The sequence below is a fragment of the Pseudomonas sp. JAI115 genome (assembly GCF_014200835.1).
Lineage (GTDB): Bacteria > Pseudomonadota > Gammaproteobacteria > Pseudomonadales > Pseudomonadaceae > Aquipseudomonas > Aquipseudomonas putida_A.
Genome location: NZ_JACHCY010000021.1, coordinates 1 through 13,802, shown reverse-complemented (window position 1 = coordinate 13,802; position 13,802 = coordinate 1). Strand labels below are relative to the sequence as shown.

At 60.6% G+C, this 13,802-nt stretch carries 16 protein-coding genes; 6 read left to right on the top strand and 10 right to left on the bottom strand.

Annotation, left to right across the window (positions count from 1 at the left end):
• Window positions 1–142: 142 nt before the first annotated feature.
• Window positions 143–1,195, top strand: coding sequence for an NAD(P)-dependent alcohol dehydrogenase (locus HDC30_RS27350; RefSeq protein WP_183785949.1), 1,053 nt, complete (start codon window positions 143–145; stop codon window positions 1,193–1,195).
• Between the two features lie 4 nt (window positions 1,196–1,199).
• On the opposite strand, the gene HDC30_RS27345 is transcribed toward HDC30_RS27350, so the two are convergent.
• The 5 genes from HDC30_RS27345 to HDC30_RS27325 form a co-directional block, all read right to left on the bottom strand.
• The gene (locus HDC30_RS27345; protein ID WP_096794901.1) at window positions 1,200–2,003 is read right to left on the bottom strand and encodes an IclR family transcriptional regulator; all 804 of its coding nucleotides are present in this window, start codon (window positions 2,001–2,003) and stop codon (window positions 1,200–1,202) included.
• 60 nt (window positions 2,004–2,063) lie between these two features.
• Window positions 2,064–3,368 (bottom strand): MFS transporter, encoded by a 1,305-nt coding sequence (locus HDC30_RS27340; protein ID WP_183785947.1) that lies wholly within the window; start codon window positions 3,366–3,368, stop codon window positions 2,064–2,066.
• A gap of 181 nt (window positions 3,369–3,549) precedes the next feature.
• On the bottom strand, window positions 3,550–4,698 hold the full coding sequence (dgoD, locus tag HDC30_RS27335; protein WP_007961968.1) for a galactonate dehydratase: 1,149 nt from the start codon (window positions 4,696–4,698) through the stop codon (window positions 3,550–3,552).
• 48 nt (window positions 4,699–4,746) lie between these two features.
• Window positions 4,747–5,367: a 2-dehydro-3-deoxy-6-phosphogalactonate aldolase gene (locus HDC30_RS27330; protein ID WP_115989167.1), complete on the bottom strand. Its 621-nt coding sequence runs from the start codon at window positions 5,365–5,367 to the stop codon at window positions 4,747–4,749.
• A 19-nt stretch (window positions 5,368–5,386) separates the two neighbouring features.
• Window positions 5,387–6,376 (bottom strand): 2-dehydro-3-deoxygalactonokinase, encoded by a 990-nt coding sequence (locus tag HDC30_RS27325; RefSeq protein ID WP_115989166.1) that lies wholly within the window; start codon window positions 6,374–6,376, stop codon window positions 5,387–5,389.
• 190 nt (window positions 6,377–6,566) lie between these two features.
• Here HDC30_RS27325 and HDC30_RS27320 point away from each other — a divergent pair, with 190 nt between their 5' ends.
• Complete coding sequence (locus HDC30_RS27320) at window positions 6,567–7,013, top strand: hypothetical protein (RefSeq protein ID WP_103369245.1); 447 nt, start codon at window positions 6,567–6,569, stop codon at window positions 7,011–7,013.
• Window positions 7,014–7,056: 43 nt separating this feature from the next.
• Here HDC30_RS27320 and HDC30_RS27315 read toward each other — a convergent pair whose 3' ends face one another.
• From HDC30_RS27315 to HDC30_RS27305, 3 genes are all read right to left on the bottom strand, one after another.
• Window positions 7,057–7,551, bottom strand: coding sequence for a hypothetical protein (locus HDC30_RS27315; protein ID WP_095137229.1), 495 nt, complete (start codon window positions 7,549–7,551; stop codon window positions 7,057–7,059).
• Window positions 7,544–7,834 (bottom strand): hypothetical protein, encoded by a 291-nt coding sequence (locus HDC30_RS27310; protein WP_027612380.1) that lies wholly within the window; start codon window positions 7,832–7,834, stop codon window positions 7,544–7,546. The genes HDC30_RS27315 and HDC30_RS27310 overlap by 8 nt, the downstream gene beginning before the upstream one ends.
• A 661-nt stretch (window positions 7,835–8,495) precedes the next feature.
• Window positions 8,496–8,975, bottom strand: coding sequence for a GNAT family N-acetyltransferase (locus tag HDC30_RS27305; protein ID WP_007961964.1), 480 nt, complete (start codon window positions 8,973–8,975; stop codon window positions 8,496–8,498).
• 215 nt (window positions 8,976–9,190) lie between these two features.
• Here HDC30_RS27305 and HDC30_RS27300 point away from each other — a divergent pair, with 215 nt between their 5' ends.
• From HDC30_RS27300 to HDC30_RS27285, 4 genes are all read left to right on the top strand, one after another.
• Window positions 9,191–9,844, top strand: a complete 654-nt coding sequence (locus tag HDC30_RS27300; RefSeq protein ID WP_027612379.1) for an HD domain-containing protein — start codon at window positions 9,191–9,193, stop codon at window positions 9,842–9,844.
• A 97-nt stretch (window positions 9,845–9,941) separates the two neighbouring features.
• A complete protein-coding gene (locus HDC30_RS27295; protein WP_096794893.1) occupies window positions 9,942–10,286 on the top strand; it encodes a hypothetical protein in 345 nt (114 codons plus the stop codon).
• Window positions 10,287–10,330: 44 nt separating this feature from the next.
• Window positions 10,331–10,588, top strand: coding sequence for a hypothetical protein (locus HDC30_RS27290; RefSeq protein ID WP_096794892.1), 258 nt, complete (start codon window positions 10,331–10,333; stop codon window positions 10,586–10,588).
• Window positions 10,589–10,651: 63 nt separating this feature from the next.
• On the top strand, window positions 10,652–11,032 hold the full coding sequence (locus HDC30_RS27285; RefSeq protein ID WP_027612376.1) for a Rho termination factor N-terminal domain-containing protein: 381 nt from the start codon (window positions 10,652–10,654) through the stop codon (window positions 11,030–11,032).
• A 117-nt stretch (window positions 11,033–11,149) separates the two neighbouring features.
• Here the strand turns inward: HDC30_RS27285 and HDC30_RS27280 are convergent, their stop codons facing one another.
• Together HDC30_RS27280 and HDC30_RS27275 are read right to left on the bottom strand one after the other, a co-directional pair.
• Complete coding sequence (locus HDC30_RS27280; RefSeq protein WP_183785945.1) at window positions 11,150–12,079, bottom strand: PfkB family carbohydrate kinase; 930 nt, start codon at window positions 12,077–12,079, stop codon at window positions 11,150–11,152.
• Window positions 12,072–13,538 carry a cytosine permease gene (locus tag HDC30_RS27275; RefSeq protein ID WP_183785943.1) on the bottom strand — a complete coding sequence of 489 codons (1,467 nt, stop codon included), beginning with the start codon at window positions 13,536–13,538 and terminating at the stop codon, window positions 12,072–12,074. Before HDC30_RS27275 ends, HDC30_RS27280 begins: the two co-directional genes overlap by 8 nt.
• Between the last annotated feature and the right edge of the window lie 264 nt (window positions 13,539–13,802).

Sequence of the window (13,802 nt, the reverse complement as noted above, 5' to 3'; positions counted from 1 at the left end):
GCAGATCCTTTTGCCAATGCGCTTACCCAGACCTGCATGCCGGAGGATTAGGCATGAGACCCGGAGGAATCGTCATGGCCGCAGCGGCAGACGGCGCCCAAAATGCGCCACCTCACCTGTCACTGCTTCTGCGAGGTTTCTTATGTACACCGCTATCGGTTATGCCGCTCAATCGGCCACCACTCCCCTCGCCCCGATGAAATTCGAACGCCGCAGCCCACGCGCTGACGACGTGGCGATCGAGATCCTGTACTGCGGCGTCTGCCACTCCGACATCCACCAGGCGCGCAACGAATGGGGCATCGCGGTTTATCCGTTGATGCCCGGCCACGAGATCGTCGGCAAAGTCACCGCCGTCGGTGCGAACGTCACTCAACATAAAGTCGGCGATCTGGTCGGGGTCGGCTGCATGGTCGACTCCTGCCGCACCTGCGCCGCCTGCCAGCAGAACCTTGAGCAATACTGCCTCGAAGGCCCGACCATGACCTACGCCACCCCGGACCGGGTCGATGGCAGCAACACCATGGGCGGCTATTCGGACAGCATCGTGGTCAGCGAACATTTTGTGGTGCGCATCCCGGAGAAGCTCGACCTGGCCAGCGCCGCGCCGATCCTCTGTGCCGGCATCACCACCTATTCGCCGCTCAAGCACTATGGAGTCAAGGCCGGCGACAAGGTCGGGATTCTCGGCATGGGCGGCCTCGGCCACATGGGCATCAAGTTCGCCAAGGCGATGGGCGCGGAAGTCACGCTGTTCACCCGTTCGGCGAGCAAGGCTGAGGAAGGTCGTCGGCAGGGCGCCGATCACGTGATCGTCTCCACCGATGCCGAGCAGATGGCTGCCGCTGCAGGCCGGTTCGACTTCCTGCTGGACACCATTCCGGTGCAGCATGATCTCAATCCATACCTGCAAACCCTGCGCTTTGATGGCGTGCACATTCTGGTCGGCCTGATCGAACCGATCGATCCGCCCGTGCACGCCGCCAACCTGGTGCTGGGGCGCCGCGTACTGGCCGGTTCGCTGATCGGCGGCATCGCCGAGACCCAGGAAGTGCTGGATTTCTGCGCCGAGCACAACATCACCTGCGACATCGAAATGCTCGACATCCGCCAGATCAACGAGGCTTACGCGCGGATGATTGCCGGTGACGTGAAGTATCGCTTCGTGATCGACATGGCGACGCTCAAGGTTTAAGGCCTCAGACCTTCAAGCCAAGCTCCGCCGAGAGCCGGGCTGTGACCCCTTTGATCAGGGGAATCAGCTCGGCCATTTTTTCCAGCGGCATGTACGGCACGGTGCTGGCGATACTGATCGCCGCCACTATGCGCTTGCTCGCATCACGAATCGGCGCCGCCACGCAGCGGATCGACGGTTCGTTATCCTCCAGATCGAAGGCGTAGCCACCGGCCACGTACTCGGTCATGCGCTGCTCGAGTTGTTCCCACGATTGCTGGGGATGCTGCGGCCAGAACTGACTCTTCCCACCCGCCGGCAGGCTGATGTCGTACAGGCGCTGCCAATCCTGCGGCGCATCATCGAGCATCAACGCCTTGCCGATCCCGGTGCGCGCCAACGGCATCCGGTGGCCGACCCGCGAGCGCATTTCCGGGCCGTTACGCCCCGGATTCTTCAGCAGATACAAGACCTCGTCGCCCTCACGAATGCCCAGGTGCACGGTGTCGCCGGTCAGCGCCGACAACTCGTCTAGATACGGCCCGGCCAGACTCACCAGCGGCAACTCTTCGCGCGCCTGAAACCCCAGTTCGATCAACTTCGGCCCCAGCAGATAGCCGATTTGTGGCACCACGCGCAGGTAGCGCTCATCGACCAGGCAACTGGCCAGACGATGGGTGGTGCTGCGCGTGGTGCCGATCAACCGGGCGATCTCTTTCAGGTCGCGGGCACCACTGGCCACCGCCTGCACCACACCCAGGCCGCGAAGCAGCGTCTGGGTGCCGGTGGGTGCGGCGTCCTTGGTTTTTTCCGGGGCGTCTTCCTGCATATCCAGCCTTTACCGTTGAGCGAGGGAACGGGCGGCATTATGGTCGCCCGACGCAGACGACTACAACTCGATACGTTCGACCTTGCCCACCAGCAGCACGTAGGACAATGCACCGATCAGCGCCAGCACCGCGATGTAGGTGATCGCCGGGGCGAACGAATCACCACTGGCGAGGAGACCGATGACAATCGGCGTGGCAATTGCCGACAGGTTGCCGATGAAGTTGAACACCCCGCCGGTCAGCCCCAGCAAACGCGCCGGAGCCAGGGTCGAGACCAGCGACCAGGTGATCGAGGCCAGACCGTTGCCGAAAAAGGCCAACGCCAGGAAGGCAATCACCAGCGGTGTCGATTCAACGAAATTGGCGCCGATGATCGAGGTGGAAATCAGCAGCCCGCCAATGATCGGTAGCTTGCGCGCAAAACCCACGCTGCAGCCACGGCGGATCAACAGGTCGGAAAAGAATCCCGAGCACAGCACGCCGACAAAGGCCGCGAGAAACGGCAGCGATGCCAACAGGCCGGACTTGATGAAGTCCATGCCGCGATATTTCACCAGGTAGGTCGGGAACCACGTCAGGAAGAACCACAGCGTCGAGTTCAGACAGAACTGGCCGAGGTAGATGCCCCACAACTTGCGTTTGCTCAGGACGATGCCGAGATCGGTCCAACTGAACGAGGCCTTGGATGCTTGCGCCTGAATGTCTACCAGTCCGCCACCCTCGCGGATCAGGTCGATCTCCGCGTTGTTGGCGCCCTTGAAATCCCGCGGTTCGCGGTACACCGCGTACCAGATCGCCGCCCAGATAATGCCCGCCGCACCGGTCGCGACGAACACCATGTGCCAGCCGAACTCATGTTGCAGCCAGGCCAGCACCGGCGTCAGAAACGCCAGGCCGACAAACTGCCCGGAGGTGTAGAAACCAATCGCCGTGGCCCGCTCGCGCTCGGGAAACCAGGTGGTCACCACGCGGCTGTTGATCGGATAGGCCGGTGCTTCCAGCGCGCCGACCGCCATGCGCAGCACAAACAGCGCAATGAAACTCGCAGCGAAACCGAGCAGCACCGTGGCCAGCGACCACAGCAGCAGCGCGACACCGTAGAGGATGCGCGGCGGCACCCGATCCACCAGCCAGCCGCCGGGAATCTGCATCGCGGCGTAGGTCCAGCCGAATGCGGAGAAAATCAGCCCGACGTGAACCGGGTCGATGCCCAGTTCACTGGTCAGCGCGGGCGCGGCAATCGACAGGTTGCTGCGGTCGAGGTAGTTGATGACCACGGTGATGAACAGCAACACCATGATGAAAAACCGCTTGCGGCTAGGCGTGACTAAAGACGCCTGCCCGGTGAGGGTTTGCGTTGGCATGGGGGGTGCCTCTTCTTATGATTATTTGAGGTCATTGACGCAAATCTCCCATCCATGGAGATCAATTGTGGGAGGGGGCTTGCTCCCGAATGCGGAGTGTCAGTCGACATCTCTTTAGCTGACATGCCGCATTCGGGAGCAAGCCCCCTCCCACAAGGATTTGTGGTGGGTCAGAAGGGACTCACCACTCGGCAAAACTGCCATCGGCATGGCGCCAGATCGGGTTGCGCCAGCGGTGGCCGACCGCCGCGCGTTCGATCACGTATTCCTCGTTGATCTCGATGCCCAGCCCTGGCCCGTTCGGAATCTTCACGAAGCCCTGGTCGTAGTCGAACACTCGCGGATCCTTCACATAGTCGAGCAGATCGTTGCTCTCGTTGTAATGGATACCCAGACTCTGCTCCTGAATGAACGCGTTGTAGCAAGCCGCGTCGAGTTGCAGGCACGCCGCCAGCGCAATCGGCCCCAGCGGGCAATGCAGCGCCAGCGCCACGTCGTAGGCTTCAGCCATGTTGGCGATCTTTCGGGTCTCGGTGATACCGCCGGCATGCGAGGCATCCGGCTGGATGATGTCGACGTAGCCTTCGCTCAGCACCCGCTTGAAATCCCAGCGCGAGAACAGCCGCTCGCCAAGGGCGATCGGCGTGCTGGTCAACGGTGCCAGCTCTTTCAGCGCTTCGTAGTTTTCGCTGAGCACCGGCTCTTCGATGAACATCAGTTTGTACGGGTCGAGTTCCTTCATCAGCACCTTGGCCATGGGTTTGTGCACCCGGCCATGGAAGTCGACGCCGATACCGACGTTCGGCCCGACGGCATCGCGCACAGCGGCGACGTTGGCCAGGGCCAGATCGACTTTCTCGAAGGAGTCGAGGAACTGCAGCTCTTCAGTGCCATTCATTTTCACCGCAGTAAAACCCCGGCTCACCGCCTCTTTCGCGGCGCGTGCGGTGTCGGCCGGACGATCGCCACCGATCCACGAATACACACGAATCTTGTCGCGCACCTGACCGCCGAGCAGATCGCTGACCGACACGCCGAGGGCCTTGCCCTTGATGTCCCACAGCGCCTGATCGATGCCGGCCAGCGCACTCATGTGGATCGCGCCGCCGCGGTAGAAGCCACCGCGGTACAACACAGTCCAGATGTCCTCGATGTTGCGTGGGTCTTTGCCGATCAGGTAGTCGGACAATTCCTCAACGGCAGCGGCGACAGTGTGGGCGCGGCCTTCGACCACAGGCTCGCCCCAACCGGTCACGCCCTCATCGGTTTCGACCTTGAGGAAGCACCAGCGCGGCGGGACGATGAAGGTGGTGAGTTTGGTGATTTTCATCTGTTTGTCTCTCTTGTTAGATGCAGCGCACGCAGCGCCGGATAAATCTCAGCGAAGGGCCTTCCAGGCAGCCACGTAGGCCTTGGCATTGGCCGCCACTTGCTCAACCGTCATGCCCGGTTTGAACAGGCCGGAACCGAGGCCGAAACCTTTCACACCAGCGTCGATGAACGCTTGAATGTTGTCCGGGGTGATCCCGCCGACCGGCGCCAGCACCGTCCCGGAAGGCAACACCGCGAGCCATGCCTTGACCACCGCCGGGCTCATCTGCTCGGCCGGGAACAGCTTGAGAATGTCCGCGCCCTCCTCCAGCGCCGCGAACGCTTCGGTCGGCGTCGCTACTCCCGGCGACAGGTACAGCCCCGCCGCTTTCGCTGCGCGCAGCACCTTGGCGTCGCTGTGTGGCATCACGATCACCTGGCCGCCGGCCTCTTTCACCAGCTCGACCTGCTCCGGGGTCAACACCGTGCCGGCACCGATCAGGCAATCGGCGGGCAAGGTCTGACGCAGGATGCGGATACTTTCGTACGGCGACGGGGAATTGAGCGGTACTTCGATGACGCGAAATCCGGCGGCATACAGGACTTCTCCGACAGCAGCGGCTTCCTGCGGATGCAGGCCACGCAGGATTGCGATCAGACCGTTTTGTGCCAATGCTTGCTTGAGCATGTCAGGCCTCCAGTCAGGGTTAACGGGATAAGGAATCGAGCAGCCCGGCGGCCAGCGCCAGTTGCCACAGGCCACGCTCGGTGGCCTGCTCGGCCAGCGTGACGCGCGCGAAACCGCAGGCATCGAGGGCACGGCCGTAACGGGCGCAGAGTTGCGCGTTGCCGATGAGGATGATCGACGGCAGATGCGCACTATTGCGTCGGCGCCGCTGGGCTGCGGCAAGCGCCACCAGTTCATGGCCGATCATCAGGCCAGAGAGGTAATCCGCTTGCGCCGTCGGCGCCAGTTCGCCGGTCAGGCCCAGGGTGCGGGCGCTGAATAATGTGGAGAGCACGCCCAGTTCGCCGTCCGCCGACAGCGCCACTTGCACGCCACGGTCGAACGCCAACCCGTCGAACGCCGCACCCTGTTGCTGGGTACGCCCGAGAATGCTGTGTTCACTGAGCACGGCGAACACTTCGCCGGTCATGAAAGTATCGAAATGAGTGATGCAGCCCTCGACCACTTCGACCCACTTGGAATGGCTGCCCGGCAGACCGATCAACAGATCGCCGCCCGCCTCGGCCGACAGGTTCTGCAGCACGCCGAGGACCTGGGTTTCTTCGCCGCGCATCACATTCGGCAGACGCGAACGCTGGATCACCCCCGGCACGATATGTACCCGCGTGCCGCGCAGACTGACCAGTGTTTGTAAGGAATTTCCGAGATTGGCGACGTTCGCCGGCGTCTCGCAGTAGGCCGCTTCGCGCCAGCCCTGGGCGCTGCCGACCATGCCGCAGGCGATCACTGGCAGATCCGGCTGCGCATCGAGCCAGTCGCCGCACGCCTCTTCGAAGGCCAGTTCAAAGCCGTCGGCGCATTCACCACCGTGGATGACTCGCGGCGTCTTCGGTAACTGCATGATCCCGGACGACAGCGCACGCTGCTCCAGCACCACCCCGCCCGCCGCGAGTTTGTAAGCACGTAATGAGGTCGTCCCCCAGTCGAGCGCGATCAATTGCGCCTGCATCGCTTCACCTGTTTTGTTTTTGGCAGTGAGTGCGACGGACTATAAACCTTGGCGCAGGAAAATCTCAATATATAAATATCATTCCCATATTATGGGATTTACAAGTGTAACAGCCGTTTCTTCGCCAAATCTCTAAAATGCCGATCCCATTCACGCGACGACCGCTCTCGACAGGTTCAAGGAAGAAAAAATGAAAACCGCTTTAAAGGCGTTACTGCTCTGCAGCGCACTCTGCTTCGCGGCGATTGCCAGCGCCTTGCCCGCTATCAAGGAGGGTGATATCTGGGCTTACAACACCCGGCCGGGTGAAGAAGCCTCGACCTTGACCATCCTCAAAATCGAAAGCTATCCGCACTACGGCACCGTCGTGCATATCCGCGTTGATGGCATTCGGATGATCAACCCGGTCACCGGAGGCGAGTTCACCGCAATGCCCCACCTGCCTTTCCAGGCCGAGGCTTTGCAGCGCAGCCTGACTCGTCGCGTGGGAGAGACGGCGCAGATTCCGGATTTCAGTCAGGGCTACACCTACTGGAAAGCAGCCTTCGATGAAGAGAAGGCCGGGGCTTTCAAGATTTCCGTGCGAAAGACACTTGATGGATTGCTCAGCGGTCATTGGGAATCCGCAGAGAAGTGAGCATCAGAACAAGGCTTCCTGTGATCAGGCAAGAAGCCCGATCTCAATACTTGTCAATTTCCTTTAGCAGCTCAGCAACAGGAATATTCATCACTTCTGAATAGTAGATTTTGTAGGAGTAGGAGTTGATTCTGACTTTGCATGCGATTGTTTTTCGCCCCGCTAATACAGTGCTTAAGTCCTTGCTGCTCATCAGCGTTTCACTCGTTGAGTCTTTCACACGATAAAACATGAGATCCGCTTTGAAAGTGGATCCGTCTGCAGGCTTCAGAGGCTCAATCCATCCTTCACCATATTCATTCAGATTGCGCGACTGCGAAAAATCTCTACTCTCCCCCAAAGCACAAAGCAGCGACTGACTTATCTTGGACTTGAAGAGTTTGTCGACATCGACGTCGGACGAAAAACTGACTTGGTAAATGTTTCGATCCAAGTAGCGCTCCACCCCCAAATACTCGATTTTTGCAGTAGGTTTTCCGTGGCTGATCGCACATGAAGCACACATCGAAAACATCAAAATCAGAATTAACTTACGCACATTTCCTTCCTTTAAAATGCAACACCACCGATTCCATCAGAACATCTCTGGCTGACAGCCCGGCGCCAAGATCGGCAATATAAATGGCCCATGCATCAGCGTGGTTAACGTCAACCCTGCCATTCATGTTCGGACCGCTCTTCATATCCCACTGTTCTCCGAAATCAGCCACCAGGTCGGAAAAATTCCAGTCCTTGGCATCGGCTCTCACATTCACCCAATATTCAGCCTTAGGCGCGGGCTCTTTTTGATGCTCGCTCGCCCATCCCGTCGTCGTACCCACGTTCTGTCCTCCAAGCGTGAAACCGTCGAGCCGTCGCTTTGGCTGCTCAAGCCGTTGGCACACGCGGTGGCGTTGTGTCTGGTGGCGGGCAGTGCGCAGTCACTACGAAATCCTTTTTGAAATGGCGGTCCCATAAAGAGCCCGCCATTGAGTTTCAAGATTTTTAGTTCAGAGGACGGCCAATGCCGTTGCAAACGCTGGGGTTGTTGATATCGAGGTTATTGCTTGCCACACTTTGGTTGCCAAAGATGCCGCAGGCCTGCAAAAACCTGCTGTTACGTCATAGGCAGTTGGCGGAGGGCGCGACCGAACGGATGTCACGGCTGCAGCCGTTGCGGGGTGGTTGCAGATGACAGAAAGGAGAACCCGAGGATGGTGCTTTTGAGGGTCGGGTGATGCTGAAGTCCTGGTAAAAAAGTCTGAATTATTTGTTGTTCTGACGGGCGCCTTCGCGAGCAAGCCCGCTCCCACAGGTTCTTGCGGTGTGACATATATTGCATTAACAACTCTGTCCCCTGTGGGAGCGGGCTTGCTCGCGAAGAGGCCAGACCAGACGACCTCGGAATCAGCTACTGCACCAACTGGTTGATCTCAATGATCGGCAACAACACCGCCATCCCGGTGGCGGCAATCACTTCAGCATCGGATTGCCATCATCTCCTCAGCCTTCGGCAAACTCACGCAACACCTTGCCATCCATGCGATAGCGCACCCACTCTTCTTGCGGCTGCGCACCGAGGGATTTGTAGAATTCGATGGCCGGGGTGTTCCAGTCCAGCACGCTCCATTCGAAGCGTCCGCAGTCATTGTCGCAGGCGATTTTCGCCAGATGCCGCAACAGGGTTTTGCCGGCACCGCCGCCGCGTTGTTCGGGGGTGATGTAGAGGTCTTCGAGGTACAGGCAGTTGCTGCCGAGCCACGTCGAATAGCTGAAGAAGAACACTGCAAAACCGATAGGCACACCGTCACGCAGGCAGATCAGGCCGTGGGCGGTCGCGCCTTCGCTGAACAGGCTGCGCTCGATGTCGGTGACACTCGCAATGACTTCATGGCGGGCCTTTTCGAAATCTGCCAGTTCGGTGATGAAGGCGAGGATTTGCGGCGCATCGCTGGGGGTCGCCGGGCGGATTTCGATCGTCATGAACGGGCCTTGTCGGAAGTTGGAAAGCGCCATACTAAGGCCGGATGCGGCGCTCGTCACATGGCAACACAGAGAATATCCTGCGCCGATATTGCAATGTGTGTGCGGGCTTGCTCGCGAAAGCGCTCTGACAAACAACAATGATGGTGACTGGATTGACGCCTTCGCGAGCAAGCCCGCTCCCACAGGAACTTCGCCAGTCTGAAAGGATGCTCATGAACACTGAGATTTTTATGCCCGTGGAGGCGCTTGCAGCAGCACTGCTGCCCCACGCCCTCGAACCCGGCGACGACGGTGCCCACGACCTCGCGCACCTGCAACGGGTCTGGCACAACGCGCGCACCTTGCAGGCTGACGAAGGTGGCGACCTGGAGGTGTTGCTCGCTGCCGTGCTGCTGCACGATTGCGTGTCCGTGGAAAAAAACTCGCCGCTGCGCTCGCAGGCTTCGCGTCTCGCCGCAGAAAAAGCCGCCAGCGTGCTGGCCGATCTGGACTGGCCCGAAAGCAAAATCAGCGGCGTCACCCACGCCATCGAAGCCCACAGTTTTTCCGCCAACATCACCCCGCTGACCCTCGAAGCGAAACTCGTTCAGGACGCCGACCGGCTCGACTCGCTGGGCATGCTCGGCGTTGCCCGCACCTTCTACGTCGCCGGGCGCATGGGCAGTGCGCTGTATGACCCGCTCGACCCTGAAGCCAAAGAGCGCGACTACGACGACACACGCTTCTGCCTCGACCACTTTCAGACCAAGCTGCTGCACCTCGCCGACGGTTTCCAGACTGGCGCCGGTCAGCGCCTGGCGCAGATCCGCCATCAACGCCTGAAGGGTTTCATGGAGCAGTTCAAGGAAGAAATCGGCCTCGACTGATAATCCTGTGTCTCGACCGTTCGTCGTTCATCAGGCACCAATCCGATTCAAGGGCAGACCAAACACAGGTAAGGAATTCAATCACTGGAGAAGCCCTATGATCCCGTCAAGGTTGACTGCCCTCGTATTCAGCGCCCTGCTCTGCCCAGCGGTGTTCGCCGCGTCCACCACCGCAGCGGGCACAGGCCCCACCGATCCGGTTCCATCACCGCGCGCCCCTGCCATTAACAGTGCCCCAGGCATGAACACCGATGGCTCCGGCGTACCCTTGATCAACCAGCCACCTGCCACTGGCACCGACCCACGCACCCAAGGCAGCGACCCCGGCCGCCAGGGTGGCATGAACACCCCTGACTCCCCCGCCACACCCGATAACGCCGGCCCCGGCATCGGCTCGAAAACCACCACCGGTGGCTCGGGCTCCGAGGGCGGCAGCCAGTAGTTCGCCGACGCGAGCGTCCTATTCACATCGATGAAGAGGTAACCATGAACGTCGATAAAAACCTGGAAAAAGAAGTCCTCACCCGCCTGCTGCACGCCCATCCGAGCGGACTGGGCAAAGAGGTGCTGGACAATTATCGCGGCGAGAAAGTGGTGGCCAGCGCCCTCGCCTCTCTGCAGGATCGCGGACTGATCCACCACGGTCATGTGACCTGCAACGAGGCCGGCGAACACTCGTTGAATTTGCCGATCAAGCTCAGTGCGGCTGGCGTCGAAGCGGCGCGCAAGCTGGATCTGCAGTAGTCCTCAGGCCACTCGCTGCCGGTGCGGCGAGCGGCCGAATCTGCACACAAGAGGAGAAATCCCATGCCTCGTGGAAGCAAAGACAAATACACCGCCGAACAGAAGCGCAAGGCCGAACACATCGAAGACAGCTATGAGAAAAAAGGCTTGTCGAAGGATGCAGCCGAGGCGCGGGCCTGGGCGACGGTCAACAAACAGTCGGGCGGCGGCGAAAAGGCTGGCGGTTCCGGACGCAAGAAACCGGCGAGTGCCAAGTCCGAAGATCGCAAGGAGTCGTCACGACGCGCAGTGGCCAGTCGCGAGGGACATGCGCGTGACAGCAAGGCCTCCCGGGATACTCAGACCGTAGACAGTCTGCGCAAGGAGGCGCGGGCGAAGAACATTGCCGGGCGTTCTTCGATGCGCAAGGATGAGTTGATTGCGGCGTTGCGCAAAGCGGGCTGATCCATATTTTTTGTGCTGAGCCGTATGGCCTCTTCGCGAGCAAGCCCGCTCCCACATTGGAGTTGCGAACGACGAAAATCTCATTGTGGGAGCGGGCTTGCTCGCGAAGGCGGTTGATCAATCGCCGCAGGATTCGCGGATAAAAATATCCACTTCAGCAACTCCCGGCGCAGTCGCCGGCCCCCATCGCGTCACTGCCAAAGCCGCCGCCGCATTCGCCCGCCGCGCCGCCTCATGGGCTGTCAAACCCTGCGCCAACCCGGCGACAAACACCCCGGCATGGGCATCACCCGCCCCGTTGCTGTCCACGGCTTTTACCGCAAACCCCGGAACATGCCGTCGCTCGCCACGCTGCTGAATCCAGCAACCCTGTGGTCCATCGCGCACCACCATCAGCACATCCTTGGGCAGATGATCCGCCAGCCGGTCCAGCGCTTGATCAATGTCCGCCGCCCCGGTAAACCGCAGCGCTTCGACGCTGTTGCTGGTCCACACGTCGATGCGCGGCAGCAGCGCCTGCATCAGCGCCGATTCCGGCGACTCCACCAGCGGCCCCGGATCGAACACCACGTTGATCGCCTGCGGCAGCGCCAGCGTCCAGTCCAGCAGGGCTTGCGCCTTGCCTGCGTGCAGCAGGCTGTAACCGCTTACATAAACGTAGTCGCCCGCCTCGGCCGCCACGCTGTTCAAGTCCTCTCCGGTCACCTCACCTTCAGCGCCGATGTAGGAAATGAAACTGCGCTCGGCCGATGAGTCGGTCAGCGCCACACACAATCCAGTGTCGCGCTGTGCGGGTTGTTCGATACCGATTTGAATGCCTTCAGCGTTCATCGCCTGACGCGCCAGATCACCAAAACGCCCGGTGCCATGGCGACCGAGATAAACCACCGGCAAACCATTGCGTACGGCTGCGGCCATCACGTTGAAGCCGCCGCCAGCCTCGAAAGCGGCAGACTGCGCCAGCACATCGCCGCCGATTTGCGGCAGCTGATCCACGGCCATGACCAGGTCGATGATGACCTGGCCGGTGTGCAACATCTTAGGCATGAGCATTCTCGACTTGCGCGGCGCGACGATCTTTCGCCCCGCCGAGGACGAAGTAAATGCCACCGGCCACCACGAAGGTCACGATCCAGCCCAGACCGTTATGCCCCAGCCACGAGTCGGACAGGAAGCCCTTGAACCAGACGTTTTCGGCGGTGGTGCCGATGGTGGTGAAACTGAAGCCGAGCACGATGGCAATCGCCCACGCGCCGAACGCGCGCCACTCGATGCCGCCGCGATACCAATAGGCGCTGCTCGGGCTGACATCGAGCAGGTCTTTGGGGCTGTAGTAGTGACGGTGAATCAGATCGACCACGAAGATCCCGACCCACGCGGTGATCGGCACCGCCAGCAGGGAAATGAAGGTGATGAACGGGCCGTAGAAGCTGTCGGCGATCAGCATGAAGTAGATCGAGCCGGCGAAGATCGCCACGATGTCGACCACCACCGCGTACACGCGTTTGACCTTCAGACCGAGGGTCAGCGTGGTCAGACCGGCGGAGTACACCGACAGGTTGTTCGACAGCAGCAAGCCACCGAACGCGGTGATCAGGTACGGCACGGCCATCCAGGTCGGCAGCATGTCGCGGATGGCCACGATCGGGTCAGTCGCCGATGCCAGATCGTTGTTGCCCACCGACAGCAGGCCGCCGAGGGTGATCAGCAGCACCAGCGGAATCCCCGCACCGAACGCCGCCGAGGCGACCAGCCGTACAGCCTTGACGCTGCGGTGCTGATAGCGCGACATGTCCGCACCGGCGTTAGCCCAGCCGATCCCGGTGCCGGCGGCCATGGTGCCGATGCCGATGATCATCGCGCTCAGCGGCGCTGGCGTGGCGTTGAACACCGAGCTCCAGTCGATGGTCGCGCAGAGGAAGCCGCCGACCAGAATGTTCAGCGCGCCGAACACGTAGGTCGCCCACTTCTGGATCACCAGCAAGGTGGCGTGACCGAGGCCGGAAACCGACAGAGTCAGCAGGACGAAAATGGCGATGAAGATCAGCGTCAGCACTGGCGCACTTTTCGCTTCAACCGGCGAGCCGAACAGGATCGAACACAGCGACAGCAGCACGAACGCCGCGGTGGTGGTGTTGACCGTTTCCCAGCCCAGACGCGACATCAGCGAGACCAGCGTCGGGCCGATATTGCCACGCACACCGAAGATCGCTCGCGACAGGGTCAGACTCGGCGCGCGGCCACGGCGGCCGGCAATCGAGATGATCCCGACCACGGCGAATGAACCGGCGGCGCCGACGATGGCAACGATGATCGCTTGCCAGATCGCCAGCCCGCGAAACGCCACCAGCGTGGCGCCCAATGGCAGGCCGAGAATGGAAATGTTGGCGGCGAACCAGACCCAGAACAGTTGCAGCGGATGACCGTTGCACTCGGCTTCCGGCACCGGCTCAATGCCGCGGGTTTCCAGTTGCCCGGCGCTTGGCCCGGCGTTTGATGAACTCATGAACAGTGCTCCTGTTTGCCTTTATTGTGGTTGTGGCAATGACTCAAAACGACAAGACATCCCGGCCATCCTCGGCCTGTCTGTGCGATCCATTGCGGGTGAATATTCAAGATTTGCAGTGCGGCCTTCGCGAGCAGGTTCGCTCCCACAGGGGATAGGTGAACGCCATAAATCCAATGTGGGAGATTCTATGTTGCTCAGCAACCCTAGAATCTCAAACTGATCGGTATTCGCCCTGATTCTTCATCAGGGTGAATGCCACTC